Below are 15,412 nucleotides of genomic sequence, written 5' to 3'. Positions count from 1 at the left end.
CCGCTCGATACCGACAACGACGGTACGCCTAATGCGACCGATACGGACGACGACGGTGACGGTATTCTCGACACGGCCGAAGCCGCAGGTAAAGCTCTTGATACCGACAATGATGGTACACCTAATGATACCGATACTGACGATGATAACGACGGGATTCTTGACACAGCCGAAATAGGCACGTTGGACAGTAATGGTAAATACACCTTGCCTGACACCGACGGCGATGGTCTGCCTGACTTGGTCGATGCAGCAGCTAAAGCTGATTTGTTTGGAAATTATACTTTCGGCAATGTCACGTTCACAGCAGCCGATACCAAAACGGTAATCATCAATATCAACGAAATCAATGGCGGAGCCACCAACGGAACAATTGAGTTTTTTGTGCCTTCCATGACTGGTTTCACTCTAACGTTTGACCCAACGCAGACATCAGCGAATGTCATTGCTAACGAAAATGTCAATAACGGTGATTGGGTGATGACCAACACAGGCACAGGAATGAAGTTTACATCGAAAGCTGGTGTCGTTATTTCTGCTAACGGTCGCAGTCGTATTGCACTAAGTATCAAAGCTGATGTAGCAGGTACAACGGCCAACCTAACAACGAACATCACTCCTTCTTCGGGAGGGGAGAGCGTTCCGACTAACAATGTAGCTGTATTGTCAATGTCCATTCAAAACTAATTAAGGCTTTACACGCCCTCTGAAGTCGTTGGGCTTCAGAGGGTAAAACCTCTAAATCATTATTATTATGAAAAAGATTCTTCTAAGCATATTGTCAGTGGTACTGATGAGCCTTCATTGGTCGTGGGCGCAATATGCAGAACCCGCCGTGACAGGTGCTAACTTCGTGCCGAGTACAACGGAAGTAGGGCAAAGTTCTACGTTGACCGTTAGTTTCTCAAATTCAGGCTCAAGCCCGATTCCCGCTTCTTCGATAGAATTGACCATCAGCACAGCGAGCAACTATTACAGTAGCAACGGGACTAGTATTCCTGGAGGAACTGGGGGAGCTTTATTTACATGGACTTATTTGGGGAAAGACACTTGGCGAGGGAAAAATACAGCCGCAATCCCTGCTTTTGGAGGAGGCCCCATCACGGTACAAGTGCGTGGTACTGCAGTATCCGCAGGTTTTGAAGTGACTAATATCAACGTTCAACCCGTCAGTAATTTTTCAGCTTTTACTGACTCGCCCAATAATAATAACCTTCAACCAAAGCTGAAAATAGTGGCCGCTACAACTAAGCCTTATATTTTTGCCTATGATGATTTTGGCGTAACGACTAAAGGAACCTCACTTACAAACAATGTATTAAATAACGACGACCTAGGAACAGGGGTTAGTCCATTGATCACGACTACAAGCCCAGTGGTAAGTCCAACCAATGGCACAGTGACTATAAGTACAAATGGTGTCTACACCTATCAGCCCAATGCTAATTTCGTAGGAACCGACAGTTTTAAATATCGTGTATGCGACAATAGCATGCCCGCCTTATGTGATACAGCCACAGTCACCATTACTGTTACAGACCCTAATCCAGGAAATGGTAATCGAGCACCCATTGCCGCTGCCGATAATATTGCTGTAAAACAAGGAGAGACAGCCACAGGTAATGTGTTACTCAATGATGTAGAATTGGACGCCAACCAAACCCTGACGGCAGCAATAGTTACTCAACCTACAAAAGGTACATTGACACTTAATACCAACGGTTCTTATTCGTACATAGCAGGAGCGAACTCATTGGGGAATGATTGGTTTACCTATAAAGCTTGCGATAACGGTAGCCCACAACTTTGTTCAACTGTACGCGTAGATATTAACATTTATACGAACTCAGCCGTCAATTTACCACCTGTAGCTAATGCTGACGTAATACTTCGGAACCCCTCAAGCCCCGCTACAGGTAATGTGCTAACCAATGATAAAGACCCTGAAGGCGGAGCACTTACAGTGACGACCACCCCAGTCGTAGGTCCAACTCATGGAACGGTGATATTGTCAACTAATGGCACATTTACTTACACACCTACTGCAGGCTATACAGGCATGGATCAGTTTGTGTACGAAGTATGTGATTCTTTCAATCCGAAAGCGTGTAGTCAAGCATTGGTATTTATCATTCCACAAAGTGTAATTACTGGTTCAGCCAACGTATCAGTCTCAAAAACATTAATAGGCAGCAAAATACGTTCTTTAAATGAAATAGTGAGTTATCAGGTAGTATTGAAAAACGCAGGTCCCGATGCTGCTACAAACGTAGTAGTTAAAGACAGTACGAGTTCTGGCTTACAGTTAGTAGGCGGTACAACATCCATTGGTACTTTCAATAATGGCCAATGGAATGTTCCTCTATTAGCTCCTGGCGACAGTGCGGTATTAACTGTATCAGTAAAGTTATCCGTGGCTGGTGTATCTTTTAATTATGCCCGAGTGCTATCATTGGATCAAACTGATACAAACAAGTCTAATAACGAAAGCGAAGCCTGTGTCTCAGTACCCCACCAGTTGTGTGCCACGGAGAAGATGGAGGTGTCTGTCTCTGCAAATTACACCAATGTTAAATGGTTTAAAGACGGTGCCCAAGTAGCCACAGGAAACGTAGTTTTATTGTCAGAAGCAGGAAGCTATACTTTTACTGCCAACAACGTAAATTGTCCAGTAAGTGGGTGCTGTCCGTTAGTCATTGAAGCTGGCACCAATTGTTGTCCAATAAATTTATGTATTCCAGTCACCCTAAAAAAAGTAAGAAAATAATGATTTTAGAGAAGTAAAGCGTGAATTTTAACATCCTCGAGAGATTTCTTTCGAGGATGTATTTCATCCAAACAAACGCAGGATGATCGATGATAATTTTTTCAAAAACCTTTTTTGATAGCTTTGCCAAAACATTGTAACGAATATCCACAATGTTAGCCGAACGTGGTTTTCCCGTAAAGATGGTCATATCCCGCTTGCCTGAATTAAGTCCAGAGGTTTTTAAAATTATATATTACTTACGATAAGGTTTAATTATCATAAGTAATGCGTAACTTTGAAAAAAACTAAAAATTATGACCCGAGAAGAACTTGAAAAGCTTATATATGTAAAACACCCCTCTTTGCAGATACGAGAGAATCAACTAGATTTCTTATTATCAAAAGGTGATGATAATTTTGATTTTTGGCGGCTGTCTATGATTTTTGGTAATGCTTCCTATCTTTATATGAGCCTTTTCGCCGTCATGTGATGGAACGGCGTGATATTGGTATGGATGAATATATAAAAGGCTTATTATGTACAGCAGATTGAGAAAAATGGAATGAGTCAAAAAAAAGTGATGGTGATGAACAGTGAGATATTGAAAACTGAGAAAGATTTTCCTTTGCCCGTCGGGGAGGTGCTTTCCCAAAAAATGGCTGACTACGCCCGTAAAGGTTTAGAGGGAGCCGCGAGCACCCAACGCGCATATCAATCTGATTTAAAGTATTTTAGAAAATGGTGTTCGGAGAATGGTCAAGTCGAAATGCCTGCCTCTGCGGCAACCTTGGCCGCTTATGTGTCACATTTAGCTGATACCCACAAGTGGGCAAGTATCAATCGAAAATTGGCGGCAATTCGTAAACTTCATGAATTGAGTAACTATGATTTACCAACCAAAGACAGGGCTTTTCGAGCAGTAATGGAAGGAATCAAGCGAACGAATGGTGTACGTCAGAAGCAAGCTCCTGCGTTTAAGATGAGAGAGCTCAAAAATATTTTACGCGGAATTGATACCACGACCAATGCAGGGTTACGGGATAAGTCCTTGATTTTGTTGGGATTTGCTGGGGCCTATCGACGTTCAGAGTTGGTAAGTCTGAATATTGAGGATATACATTTTAGTGACGATGGCGCGGTTATTTCTTTATCTAAAAGTAAAACGAATCAATATGGGGAGGCCGAAGAAAAAGCTTTTTTCTTTAGCCCAGAAGCCGATTTTTGCCCCATCCGAACTTTGAAAAACTGGATAATTCGTTTAGAATACACAACTGGCCCTTTGTTTGTGAGGGTGCGTAAAGGAGATAAAATTACAGACGAACGTTTAAACGATATGACTGTTTATGAGACAGTTAAGAAGTATTTTGGAGAACGTTACTCTGCTCATTCTTTGCGAGCGTCTTTTATCACGATTGCCAAAATCAACGGGGCAGATGATTTGGAAATTATGCGACAATCCAAACACAAAACAAGTTTGATGATTCAACGATACACCCGAATCGAAGACATCAAGGAGCACAATGCTGCCACTAAATTAGGTCTTTGAAAACGGCTGAGAATTGAATATTCCTGTGAACTACACGACTTGGCTTGTTTTATTGAATTCTCAGGGGCTTCTAAAGCCCACTCTGTAACAAAGGCAAAACTATAAAAATTTTTATTAAGGTTCTGTCCTACCAACTTTCTGATGCAACCATTTTATCGTAGATACTCTGATTTTTCTTTTCAAAAGCATCAGGAGTTAAATAATTGATAGACTTGTGAGGTCGATCAAAATTATATGCCTGATACCACTTGTCCAAGTGTTGGTTGAGTTCTGAGAGTGAATAAAACCAATTCAAATTTAAGCATTCTCTTCTGAGTGTGCCATTGAGTCGCTCGATGATGCCATTTTGGACGGTCCGCCGCGCGGTAGGTTTACCCGGTTGGATAAAACGCAATTCGATCCCATTCTTTATAGCCTATTTGGCTAATTCATCACTGATAGGCCCATTGTCAGTTCGAATGTAAGCGGGGTACCCTCGCATGAGTACTAACTTGTCTAATATCTCTGTCAATTTTATAGCTTTAATATGCTCATGAGCTTCCACCCAAAGGTCTTTTATTGAGCATTCATCCAAAATGTTGATATTCGCATCTATTGTGAGTAGGCTCAATGATAACTTCTGAAAGAAAATCCATAGCCCAACCTTCATTAATAGAATTAGGCGGTAATAAATCCCTGAATTCTCTGCGGATTCGGCTTTTTATGCAAGCTTAACTGTTCTTGTGTGATGGTTCGAGAGATATGCTACAGTTAACCTGAATTAAATTTCTACAAAAAATACTATTTATTTTTTTTAAAATCTATAAATTTCCTAAAGCATTTTTCCTCATAATCCCCTCTCACCCATCCTAGAGGGGTTATGAGGAAAAATGCGGACTCTGTGTTAAGCATCTATTTCATACAGGTTATGGCTTCTGATGAGACTTTAATTCAAACTCGGACAAAGTGGATTAGTATCGGGCAATATTACGGTGGCGGCTCGCCGATGCGGCATTGCTCGGTCAACGCTCCAACGGTGGCTAAAAAGGCAATCGGTCGAGGGATTAGCTGATAAATCTCGCCGCCCCCATCAATTAGCTCGTAAAAAATTTGATGATACTGTTGAGAATTTAGTGCTGGATATTAGAGATAAATTCAACTTTGGGAAAATACGAATTTGCTCTCACCTTTTTCAACATTATCAGATTAAGACCTCACCGACAACGGTTGCTCGGATATTAAAGCAAAATCAGTGTGCGCCTATCAAACGTTATCGAAAGCAGCAGTCGTTTATCCGTTATAGCCGTCCTGTACCTGGAGATAGAGTACAAATTGATGTATGCAAGATAAAAAACGGGCTTTATCAATATACTGCTATTGACGATTGCAGTCGATTTAGACTCCTTTACACTTATAAACGGAAAACCGCAACTAACACATTGGATTTCCTTGAACGGCTTTTGGAACAATTCCCTTATCCCATTCAACGTATTCAAACAGACCGAGGAAGAGAGTTTTTGCCTATCTATTTCAGGAGAAATTAATGGAATACAGTATAAAGTTCAGGCCAATAAAACCTCGCTCTCCTCATTTGAATGGGAAGGTTGAACGAAGCCATCAGACAGATTTACAGGAATTTTATCGAACAGCGGATTTAAAAGATCCACACCTCAATGACCGACTGGAAGAATGGCAGTTCTATTATAATTACCAACGCTCTCATAGTTCTTTAAATGGCAAAACACCTGCTCAGGCAGCAGCCGAAAAGTCAGCAGAAGCACCATTTTGGGAAGATGTTGTTGCTAAATATGACCCACAGAAAGAACGGATTAGAGAACAGACTCATGAACGGGATAAAAAAATAGCCTGGTTAAAGAAAAAAGCAAAATCATAGTTTTATACAATTTTCTCAGGCCTATCGCTGTAGCGTATCTATAGAACCACTACACTTTAAGCGAACGCATGAAAAAGCACAGTTCTAAATATCGACCTAATCCCAACACCTGATTAGCCCCTTCCCCAATTCTTCCCTGCGTTCGTCAGTGGGTTTAGGAGCTGATCAGGCTCAGACCCACTGCCACTGAACACTGCCCAGCGCACCGCCTGCTTTTCAGCGTCAGAGCGCCTGTTTTTCCTGCCGCACAATGTACTCCACAAAACTAAGCCGCGCCCCGCCGCGATGGAGCCGCTTCACCAATTCCTCACTCCGTTTGTCAGTTGGTTCAGCCGCTCCATCGCTCCCGCACAGGCCCACTGCCGCTGAACATCTCCCAACGCACCGCCTATTAGCGTTAGAGAGCCTGTTTTACCGGCCACACATTGTTGAGATAGAAATCAATGGTTAACTATTTGGACATTAACTCTGTCAAAAAGCTGCCTCCATTCAAAAGGAAAAGGCTCACTTCGATAAAACGAATGTGCTGAAATCTTCAAAAAACCATAACCAGCAGTGTTCGTCTTGAAAACTACCGGATTTCTGTCTTTGTTTCTCGTTTTATTCTTAAAATCTTCAAAGCTAACCGGCAATGAAATAGAAGTTTCAGCATAGTACTCCTGATCCAGTGGTTTAGAAAACAAACTTATTTCTAATTCATCTAAGTCAGCCAAAGGATACAGTACTTGAAGGTTGACTAAATCTTTAAATACTTCGCGGCACTGTACATATAACCACTCCAGATTAAAAATAGCTGTCAATTCAAGTAATACATTGATGAGTAAAGATGAGCCATCAGAGTAATCTGATGGTCGTTCTCCGTTGATTTCCAGATTAATTAAAGGTTCAATTTCAGTACCGAGCAATGGGAGAATAGTTTTTGTTTTATACCTGATACAAATTTGATCTAAACATTTCACTAAATACTGTATAAGAAACTCCCCGTCATGATTTGACATTTCCTGACATGTAGAAAAAAAAGAAAAAAGATGAACAATCGGAATAAGCTGATTATCCATAATAGGACAGGTAAGGGCATCAAAATTGTTTTTAACCAATAACTTTATTTCTTCTTTTTGCCTGTTTTCATAGGTTGTAAGCTCAGACAAATCATGTATAAATGCATTCGACATTGAGAAAAAGTAAACCAAATCATCAAGGTACTGAAAGGCTCTGAGTCTATACCCAATCGGTTCAAAGGAAAAGCCAATCGTAGTAAAAAGCCCTTTGGGCGTAAGTGCAATAGGTAATGTTTTTCGGAAATATTCATCAAGAAAACGTAATTGATTGTCCAATAATTTGTTGAAAGCTTCAAGGTACTTTTTCTTTTTTTGAGCTTTTTCAGACAGTATAAAAGACCAGGTTTGAAGAACTAAGAGGTAAATGGCGTATTTTGCAGGGTGTAAATTATTGGCCTCTTTGCTATAATGCCATATTAACACAGCTAATAAATTCGACGTTGCCAGTAGCTTAACCAATTCCCTTTGGTTAGGTTTTTGCTTATATCGGTTAATAACCCTCTGAATCAAAATATGCAGATCATTAAACTCATACTCTGGCTCTGTTAAAAAAATGAGTGTTCTCTTGAGCAGCTTTATATTGTCTTGGTCCGTCAGCAAATATTCGCCAAAAAGATATTGACCAAACAGGTCGGTTAAGCGATAAATGTCCCAACGTTCAAATTCTTCTTCACCGAAATTTTGCTTTATGAAACCATTAAATGTTACTTCAATGTTTGTTTTAATAATTCCATTATGAACAAGAATCACCTTTTTAGGTAGCTGATTAAAATTGGGAATCCCATTATAGGTAAAATCGGCGTCTTTGGCTTCGATTAAAGAATCTCTAATGCCATCGGGCTTCATATAGGTTCGCTGGTCAATGTTACGGTCATCATAGCCTTTTAGCTCAAAAAACCATTTATGAGTAATGCCTTTTTCGTCATTTTTAACTGCTACAATATCTTTACCATATTGAGATTGTCCTCTTGAACCTTTTGTAGTTCTTACAATCTTGAAACCCATTGCTTCCAGTAGAAAAACAAAAATGTAGTCCAGTTCTGCATCTTCTTTGAGACTTTCCAAATATTCCCTTACAAATACTTTTTCAACCATTTTTGACATTCGGTTTCATTCTCCCAATTTGTTGTAAAATATACATGTAATTGAATCTGATCTGTTTCCGGGGCTTGGTATAGACTCGCAGGTACTGTCACAGAATGCTGATAGCGATTTAGTAGACTGATACCTTCTCGTCCTTCTATCGTCCAGCCACTTCCTTTTACAATAGCTACATGCTGCGCTAATGCAAAAATCGCTGACTCTTCTTCAATAGATTTATGAAGTAAATCACTCATTCGTTTTTGGTACTTGATTTGATGTAGTTTAAACCATTTAGACTGAGTATATAAAGGCGATAATTCCTTCAAAGAAAATTTCTTTTCCTGTGTTTCTTTGAAGAATAGTTCCTGCTGTTCCAATATGCTGATCAGTTGTTTTTGCCAATCTTCATCTCCATTTAGCTCTTCTTTAATAATTTCAAGCAATCCGGCATGGCTATCAAAGGACTTGTGTATAAACTTCAAAAGTAATCTTAGGGTATTTCCATGCTTACTTTTAAACAGAGGCATAACTAACCTGAAACGTTCAATAAATTGCACCGGATAAAATTTTTGGATAGAAAGAATCAAAATCAGTTCTTGGGTAGCCGACAATCTCCTCCCTTCTTCATATAACTGTAAATGTGGAAATACCTCCAAAGCTTTGTTTAAAATAATATTCCCCAAATACCGTATCTTACCGCTCATGTCTGTCAGGCATTCAACAATAAACTTTTCGACAAGTTTACTGTCATTAGAAATGTGGGTATTTAATGACTGCTCGAAGCACTTATCATTGAAAAAAGGATCAATTGTAACCGCAAATTTTTTTAAAAATGCCCAGTAATAATGGCTGTTGTCAAACTGAGAAGCTAATACTTTGTCAAAGAAATTAGCCTCATGCAAAATGCGCTGATAATATTCTTTACGGTGGTGCGGGTTCTCTAAAATACAAACCAGACATTGGTATTTTAGCTCACTTTGGTTGTTCAAAAAATAAAGTTGTTCCAATAAAGCATCCAAAACTATCGGATTTGAATGCTCAGTCAGTTTTAGTAAGCCTGCTTCGCAACGCTTAAAAGTGTCGGTGTATTCAGGGAAGTTAGAAATAAAATTGGCATATAGTCGAGCCATTTGACGCTCACATTCTACCTGATTCGCAGTGACCGACTCCAAAAAATCAACAACTGACAGAATAAAATCTTCGTCTTGGTTTTTAGTACAGGAAAGAGCATAAACTACCTCCGGCATATATCTTTCAAACAATGATTTTGTCCATTCAAAATGGTCTTGGGCCGCAGTACTGCATATTCCGCATAATAAACATCTGATCAATTCATTTTGATTTTTCCCTTCTGTTTTAGTAAGGTAATCAATAAAAGATTGTGCTTTCCGGGGATAGCTGCCCGCTTGTTCCGCTATGCCCGGCCACCAAAACCGCTGCTTCATATCTGATACATAGGGAGCAAGCAGAGCCTCACTTTCCTGATTTTTCAAAGGGAGTTCAAAGAAAAGCTTAGTTAACCCTTCAGTAAAGGCTTTTTGCGTTTCATCTTGCCCGAACCTTTCCAACACATGATGAAAATCGGTTAATTGTTTAAGCCTTTCATCCTTTAGGATGTATGGTATAAGTTCTTTACCAAGAAAATAAGAGATTTGACCTCTTTTGAAGAATTGTTCAATGGATTGTATAAACTCATAAACAGTCACCCAGTCAGATGTCCATTGGGGAGATAGTTTTTGCGCTAATTGCTCCGATAAGGCAGAGAGTAAGTTTGGCGAAGGCAGGATCCTTGCATGCCAAACTCCGGCAATACTCATATCCTGCGTAGTTTCAGCTAACAGTTCGAGGTTATTACCATAGTAATTAACGGGAAGCCTATCTGTCTTCTCCAATAGTATGATTTCGGCAAGTTGTTGGTAGATGGTCCTTGTGTTGTGCTTCATGGTGAGTAAGCCCCGTTTATCATAAAAGATCATTTCGGTTAGCAAGTATAAATAGTGCTACAGTAGCAGTAATATTAGCTATATCAAGCCCATTTTATCTTACTTTCCTGAATCCAAAAATGACTTTTACATCCTACTTTTCTCCAAACTGAAGGATAAACAGTAATAGATTTTGATTTATTCAGTTTAATAGACCATTGCGGGCGACTTTCTCTTAGCAAATTTAACTGAATCAATTCTCCACACCCACATGGACACTCAAAAGCTAACAGCCATGGGAATTTTTTGAGCCCGACAATATAAAAAGTATGAGCTTGAGTTTTCTCCGGAAGGTCATCACAGTAAACAACCTGTGACGACCTTTTAAAAAACGTATCCCGGATTGTTTTGAAAAAAGACCAAATTTTTTTCATTGATCAGTAGCTGATAATTCAGGCAAGTTCAAAAATACGCTTGTAGAGGAACCTTTTCCCATTTCTTTGCTCAGGAAATGATCTACTTTAAAATCGGTCTCGGGAAAGTTTTGTAAATACATTTCCGAGAGATTCATCATTACTTGAGCATAGTGCTTAGGATGGTCCCCACGATAAGGATGAAGACGGTTCAAAAGCTCATTTACCGCTAAACTTGCATATCCCATATTTACGCTGATTACTGCCGGCCTGTTAACGGCCACATCCTTAAAATAGGCGTATTTGACGAGTTCAGAAAATTCTAAAGGATTCTTTCGGTATGCTCCTGCTGATTTTAAATCTTCAAGATCATAGAGGCCGCGACTTAAAAGTGAAGACTTTCCCGGTTGAAGATAATTAACCGATCCAATAATTGAACTTATGTTGCCCTGCCCATCAGAAACCAATCGGACACCCACATCAATATAAGGCAATAGAAAGAAGGTCGCAAGTTGATTAAGAATATGACGACCATCCACACTGTCCATGCACCCGAACACAACATCACAGCCTGCTAATTTCAGTAGTGTTTCATTACTGTCATACAAATTGTAGGGGCATGGGTCTATACTCGTTCCTAAACCTATCTCGTCAATCGCCTGCGCCAGGACATCTGCTTTTAAACGATTATTTTGGGCGTCAGATGAAGTGGCATTTATAATTCGGTTGAGGTTTTTAAATTCAACGGTATCATTATCCACTAAGATTAACTTTTTAATCCCGTACCGGGCTAATTGTTCAACTACAATGCTTCCCGTACCGGAACAACCTACAACGCCAATCGTTAAATTACGTAATATCTTATACGTCCCTTCTCCAAAAGCCTGAGCCGTTCTTTTACCAAAATCATCTATTAAAATAGGGTCAATAGATGGTTCCCAAATGGAAATGACATCTCCTGCAATGACAACTTTATCTACCATTTGAAAAGAATGATCGGCAAAGAATGCTCGACTTATAATTTTCCCATCAGGAAGCATAATAGCACTCAGGTGAGGTTCATTATCCTCTGTCCAGCCAAATACAGAAGGAAACAAAAGAGCGTCTGATTCATCATCTACTTCAGAGAATCGGTCATAATAACCGTTGGGATGGCTGTGTATCTTCAATATCCCCATCCCATATTTTCCTGCCTTTTCCAGCAAAGGAATAATTCTTTGAGTTTTCCAATGAATAAAGTCTCCTCCTCGTTCACACTCATCATGTGGTATCAATTCAAGTTGGTGGACCATTAATTTGGTTAATTCGCCTGAATTATATCTGCCGCACAACGCTACGGCAACAGCCTCCTTCCCGTCGCCGGGAAAGAGGTGTTGTTGTAATTGCTCAAAATGGACTCCCGAAATACTAAGCTGATATCTCATTGATTTTGGGATGTTTTTGAAATTCCTGCGAAAACCACACACTAACCAGTAAAAGGTGTGTTGATAGATTATCTATACCTTCTCGCCATGGGTTTTCCCCTGTTCGGTGGCGCGACCATCTTTGAAAGTTCTTTCCATCAATTACCTGATCAGTAAGAGCTCCAATTGACTGCCCATCTTTACGAATTAATGCAGGACAAAAGTAGGCCATGTCTAACTGTGTACGCGGGTAACCGCACTCCAGCTTAACCGCAACAGTAGTAGTTGGTACATTATATCCCTCTATAACCGGGAAATCATGAACAAAAATCCATTGACCGTTTGGATCATTGATCGTTTCCCAGCGCAACCCAAGTGTTTCAAGGTATTCTAAATCCTCTTCGGTTAAGGAGAACTGCTTGCGCAGCAGTTCTCCCTCGGTTTGATCTAACGGTACCGTCATTAATTTTTCAATTCCTGGAGCCGTCAGACATACTACTTCATCTAAATCAATCTTTTCTACTTTCCCCTTGTGAAGGCGCTGATTCAATTGAAACCGTTCGGGTGGAATTTTCCCTGCCAATACCAGCAGTTCTCTCCCTGTTATGTGCTCTTGTTGCACAACATATTCAGTTCTGTCAATCTGAATGTGATATTTTTTTGCCTTTGGCGGTTTTTGCCCTTGGCGACCATAATCGTGGACATTTACGAATTCCAACAAATTTTCCATAATAGGATCCATTGTTTTAAGTGTTTAAAATCAATTGTTTACACCCCATTCTTCAAGACGCATAGGAGCTAATTCAGCGACCGGGCATTTTTCGGAAGGGTATTGCATATTACCAAAAACACTTTACCTTTGAATCCGAAATACAAAGCGGAATGCTCCTTGGGTAAACCAGCCCAAGTATTTGTCCCCACAAATCATTCCATAGCCCTTTTGCTGATGCCAACAGCGAAGGGCTTTTTTAATTATAGTATAGTCTTATACCTCCTTCTTTTTTAGATGGAACCATTTTTTTATCCATTTAAACGAATTTTCACTTCTTCCCGTAAACGAATTTCATTATGAATAAAGTTGTACTTTTCGAGTAGTTGAGTGACTTCATTATAAACCTTCCCCTTTTTTTTAGGGTCCCGAATGGTAATAATTAAAGCAAATTCAAGATTTACTTCTTCCCGTTTTTGGTCATAGATCAATTCTGTATTATCTCTAAATGAAGCTTTTAGCTCTAAAAACCAGTTTTTGGGAGCTAATAAAAACTTTTGACGATTTCCATCGGTAAGCTCTTCCAAATTTATTACCCATTTCTTAGTTGGCTGAAATTTTCCATGATTGATCAAGATACGTTCTCGGTTGAATGGATTATCAACCTGCTTTAACAGACGTTGGCTGTACATGCTCTGTACGAGCAGATTTTGATTTCCTTCGACACCAACCGGATTTTTAATCCCCTTTTTCGATAAATCGCGCTGTTTTTTCTCATCATAACTTCCAAAAAGCACATCTACATTGGATTGGCAATATTCTGAGCCTTGACCGCCGTCTAAAAGCGGCGAAGTAACCAAAGTAATTGAAATTTGTCCATAGAAATAACCATTGTCAATTAGACTTTCAGGGAAGGGGAAGTCCATGATTTTTATGTAACCTCCTTTTGTAATCACGTCCTGAAAAATAAGAGTAATTTCATCTTGATCATTATAGAGCAACTCACTGATGGCAGGCGGCAGGCCGTATCCTGTCTGGTTTATTTTTTCATCGATACTCATTTCCAGTTCAGGATGCTTCGAGTTGTGAATAATGAGGGCTTTGATCAACAACGGATTAAACTCTTCACCAATTTTTGCTGAAACACCGGCAGCTAAGGCTGATACCCTTGGAGTAGCAAAGCTTGTGCCTGCGGCAGTCATAATTTTTCCGTCGGCGCCAATTGTTTTGACGCCATTTACTTTTTCTTTATGGTTTACAAAGCCTGTGTTTCCTCCAAAATGGACAATATCCGGCTTTATGATTCCTCCGGGGCCCGGACCGATACGAGTAAAAGGGGATGGGTAAAATGCTTCTGCTAAATCGGATTCAGATTTCGCCTGGGCGATAGAACCTACCACCAACGAACGTACACTGTCTGCTGATTTTGAAATTCGGCTCTTGGGTTTTCCAAGTTGGTAGTTTTTACAATTTCCTGCAGATTTGATAATCAAAACGCCATATTCGTCCTGAATACTGTCAAGTGCCTGAGCGAAATCGGAAAAATCATGGATATCAGCTTGTAGGTTTGTTCCCAACGATAAATTCCAAATTTTTACGGTATTATGGTGCTTCCGAATCGCTTCCCGAATGTTTCTGATTAATAATTCCTCGGAAAAACCGGAGGTGGTCGCAGGATAAACTACCGCCTCAAACACTTTGCATCCATTAGTTCCTGTATATTCGGCTTCTTCTAAATAATCCCCAAAAAGCAATACTCCCGTTACCATCGAACCGTGACGGGGATCAATATCTTCATCAGGAAAATTAGTATGTCTTTTAGGGTGTTTCCATGGCTGTAAATGCTCATGAGACGTAATCCCTGTATCCAAAACTCCTACAACTATATATTCAGTACCTTCAATCGGTTTAGGAAATTCTACCTCAACTGTGCTTTCAATTTCATCTAAGCTTAATGAAAGCATAGGCATTTCAGTAATGGAGTAAAGGCCGTCAAACGAATCAAAATCCTCTAATTGGTCCTTTGTAACCCCACTTACCTCAAATATATTAAGCTCTCTGCTATAGTTGAGACGTCGGCAATTGATGCCGTTATTTTCACAAAAACGTTCGAAACTCCGAATCAGCACCTGATTTTGCTCATATTCATGCAAATGGAAAAGTTTTACTTTTAATAAAGTAGATCCATTTACTTCCTCAACTTCAATAGAGGGTTTAAACAAATCAGGGTCTTCAATAGCTGATAAAGCTGTTGCATATTTGGCAGTGTCCTTTAATCTCTTTTCAATGGCTTCCAAATCTTCCGGACTATCGATTTTTAAAATCAATTCATCTTCTCCTATCAACCCAATTATATTCAACTTCTTTTGGACATTGAATAATTTGGAAATTTCTCTGCGATGATTTTTAGCCGTAGCTTCAGACATTAATTTTACCCGAATAATGGCTGGCTGAAAACCTTCCTGATTGACTTTCTCACGAAGTCGAGAACCCACTTGGCGAAAGACTTGTCTGAATTCATCTGCTCGACCAGTGAGTTCATCTCCTTTTAATACCCATTTGGGCGGTGTCGTTTTACCACCGTGCCCTTCGTTTGATAGTTGGTCATTCTCTCGCTTCCTGACCATTTTGACGGGAAGATTTTTCTTTGCCATT

Annotated in this window: 9 protein-coding genes and 2 pseudogenes; 4 read left to right on the top strand and 7 right to left on the bottom strand. The window is 39.9% G+C overall.

Annotated features, from left to right (window positions below; genetic code table 11):
• From FHS57_RS31170 to FHS57_RS31160, 3 genes and pseudogenes are all read left to right on the top strand, one after another.
• Nucleotides 1–687, top strand: a pseudogene (locus FHS57_RS31170) (hypothetical protein); the annotation flags it as partial.
• A gap of 67 nt (nt 688–754) precedes the next feature.
• On the top strand, nt 755–2,767 hold the full coding sequence (locus FHS57_RS31165; RefSeq protein ID WP_183980653.1) for an Ig-like domain-containing protein: 2,013 nt from the start codon (nt 755–757) through the stop codon (nt 2,765–2,767).
• A gap of 545 nt (nt 2,768–3,312) precedes the next feature.
• Nucleotides 3,313–4,296 carry a tyrosine-type recombinase/integrase gene (locus FHS57_RS31160; RefSeq protein ID WP_183980651.1) on the top strand — a complete coding sequence of 328 codons (984 nt, stop codon included), beginning with the start codon at nt 3,313–3,315 and terminating at the stop codon, nt 4,294–4,296.
• A 127-nt stretch (nt 4,297–4,423) separates the two neighbouring features.
• Here the strand turns inward: FHS57_RS31160 and FHS57_RS32260 are convergent, their stop codons facing one another.
• Nucleotides 4,424–4,690 (bottom strand): integrase core domain-containing protein, encoded by a 267-nt coding sequence (locus FHS57_RS32260; protein ID WP_183980649.1) that lies wholly within the window; start codon nt 4,688–4,690, stop codon nt 4,424–4,426.
• Between the two features lie 571 nt (nt 4,691–5,261).
• Here FHS57_RS32260 and FHS57_RS32255 point away from each other — a divergent pair.
• Nucleotides 5,262–6,169, top strand: a pseudogene (locus FHS57_RS32255) (IS481 family transposase).
• A 440-nt stretch (nt 6,170–6,609) separates the two neighbouring features.
• Here FHS57_RS32255 and FHS57_RS31145 read toward each other — a convergent pair.
• From FHS57_RS31145 to FHS57_RS31120, 6 genes are all read right to left on the bottom strand, one after another.
• Nucleotides 6,610–8,322, bottom strand: a complete 1,713-nt coding sequence (locus FHS57_RS31145; protein WP_183980647.1) for a hypothetical protein — start codon at nt 8,320–8,322, stop codon at nt 6,610–6,612.
• Nucleotides 8,301–10,253 carry a hypothetical protein gene (locus FHS57_RS31140; RefSeq protein WP_183980645.1) on the bottom strand — a complete coding sequence of 651 codons (1,953 nt, stop codon included), beginning with the start codon at nt 10,251–10,253 and terminating at the stop codon, nt 8,301–8,303. The genes FHS57_RS31145 and FHS57_RS31140 overlap by 22 nt, the downstream gene beginning before the upstream one ends.
• Before the next feature lie 83 nt (nt 10,254–10,336).
• Nucleotides 10,337–10,666 (bottom strand): ubiquitination-like system serine protease family protein, encoded by a 330-nt coding sequence (locus tag FHS57_RS32250; RefSeq protein WP_183980643.1) that lies wholly within the window; start codon nt 10,664–10,666, stop codon nt 10,337–10,339.
• Nucleotides 10,663–12,069 carry a HesA/MoeB/ThiF family protein gene (locus FHS57_RS31130; protein ID WP_183980641.1) on the bottom strand — a complete coding sequence of 469 codons (1,407 nt, stop codon included), beginning with the start codon at nt 12,067–12,069 and terminating at the stop codon, nt 10,663–10,665. Before FHS57_RS31130 ends, FHS57_RS32250 begins: the two co-directional genes overlap by 4 nt.
• Complete coding sequence (locus FHS57_RS31125; protein ID WP_183980639.1) at nt 12,053–12,790, bottom strand: multiubiquitin domain-containing protein; 738 nt, start codon at nt 12,788–12,790, stop codon at nt 12,053–12,055. Before FHS57_RS31125 ends, FHS57_RS31130 begins: the two co-directional genes overlap by 17 nt.
• 278 nt (nt 12,791–13,068) lie before the next feature.
• Complete coding sequence (locus FHS57_RS31120; protein WP_183980637.1) at nt 13,069–15,411, bottom strand: S8 family peptidase; 2,343 nt, start codon at nt 15,409–15,411, stop codon at nt 13,069–13,071.
• Between the last annotated feature and the right edge of the window lies 1 nt (nt 15,412).

Origin of the sequence: Runella defluvii, from assembly GCF_014195535.1 — a bacterium.
GTDB classification, from domain to species: Bacteria; Bacteroidota; Bacteroidia; order Cytophagales; family Spirosomataceae; genus Runella; species Runella defluvii.
Note: the sequence above shows the minus strand (reverse complement) of the source record. Positions and strands in the feature narration are given on the sequence as shown.

Coding starts and splice junctions, on each gene's coding strand:
- FHS57_RS31165 (WP_183980653.1), top strand. CDS start 755: ATGAAAAAGATTCTTCTAAGCATATTGTCAGTGGTACTGATGAGCCTT.
- FHS57_RS31160 (WP_183980651.1), top strand. CDS start 3,313: ATGAGTCAAAAAAAAGTGATGGTGATGAACAGTGAGATATTGAAAACT.
- FHS57_RS31145 (WP_183980647.1), bottom strand. CDS start 8,322: ATGGTTGAAAAAGTATTTGTAAGGGAATATTTGGAAAGTCTCAAAGAA.
- FHS57_RS31140 (WP_183980645.1), bottom strand. CDS start 10,253: ATGAAGCACAACACAAGGACCATCTACCAACAACTTGCCGAAATCATA.
- FHS57_RS32250 (WP_183980643.1), bottom strand. CDS start 10,666: ATGAAAAAAATTTGGTCTTTTTTCAAAACAATCCGGGATACGTTTTTT.
- FHS57_RS31130 (WP_183980641.1), bottom strand. CDS start 12,069: ATGAGATATCAGCTTAGTATTTCGGGAGTCCATTTTGAGCAATTACAA.
- FHS57_RS31125 (WP_183980639.1), bottom strand. CDS start 12,790: ATGGATCCTATTATGGAAAATTTGTTGGAATTCGTAAATGTCCACGAT.
- FHS57_RS31120 (WP_183980637.1), bottom strand. CDS start 15,411: ATGGCAAAGAAAAATCTTCCCGTCAAAATGGTCAGGAAGCGAGAGAAT.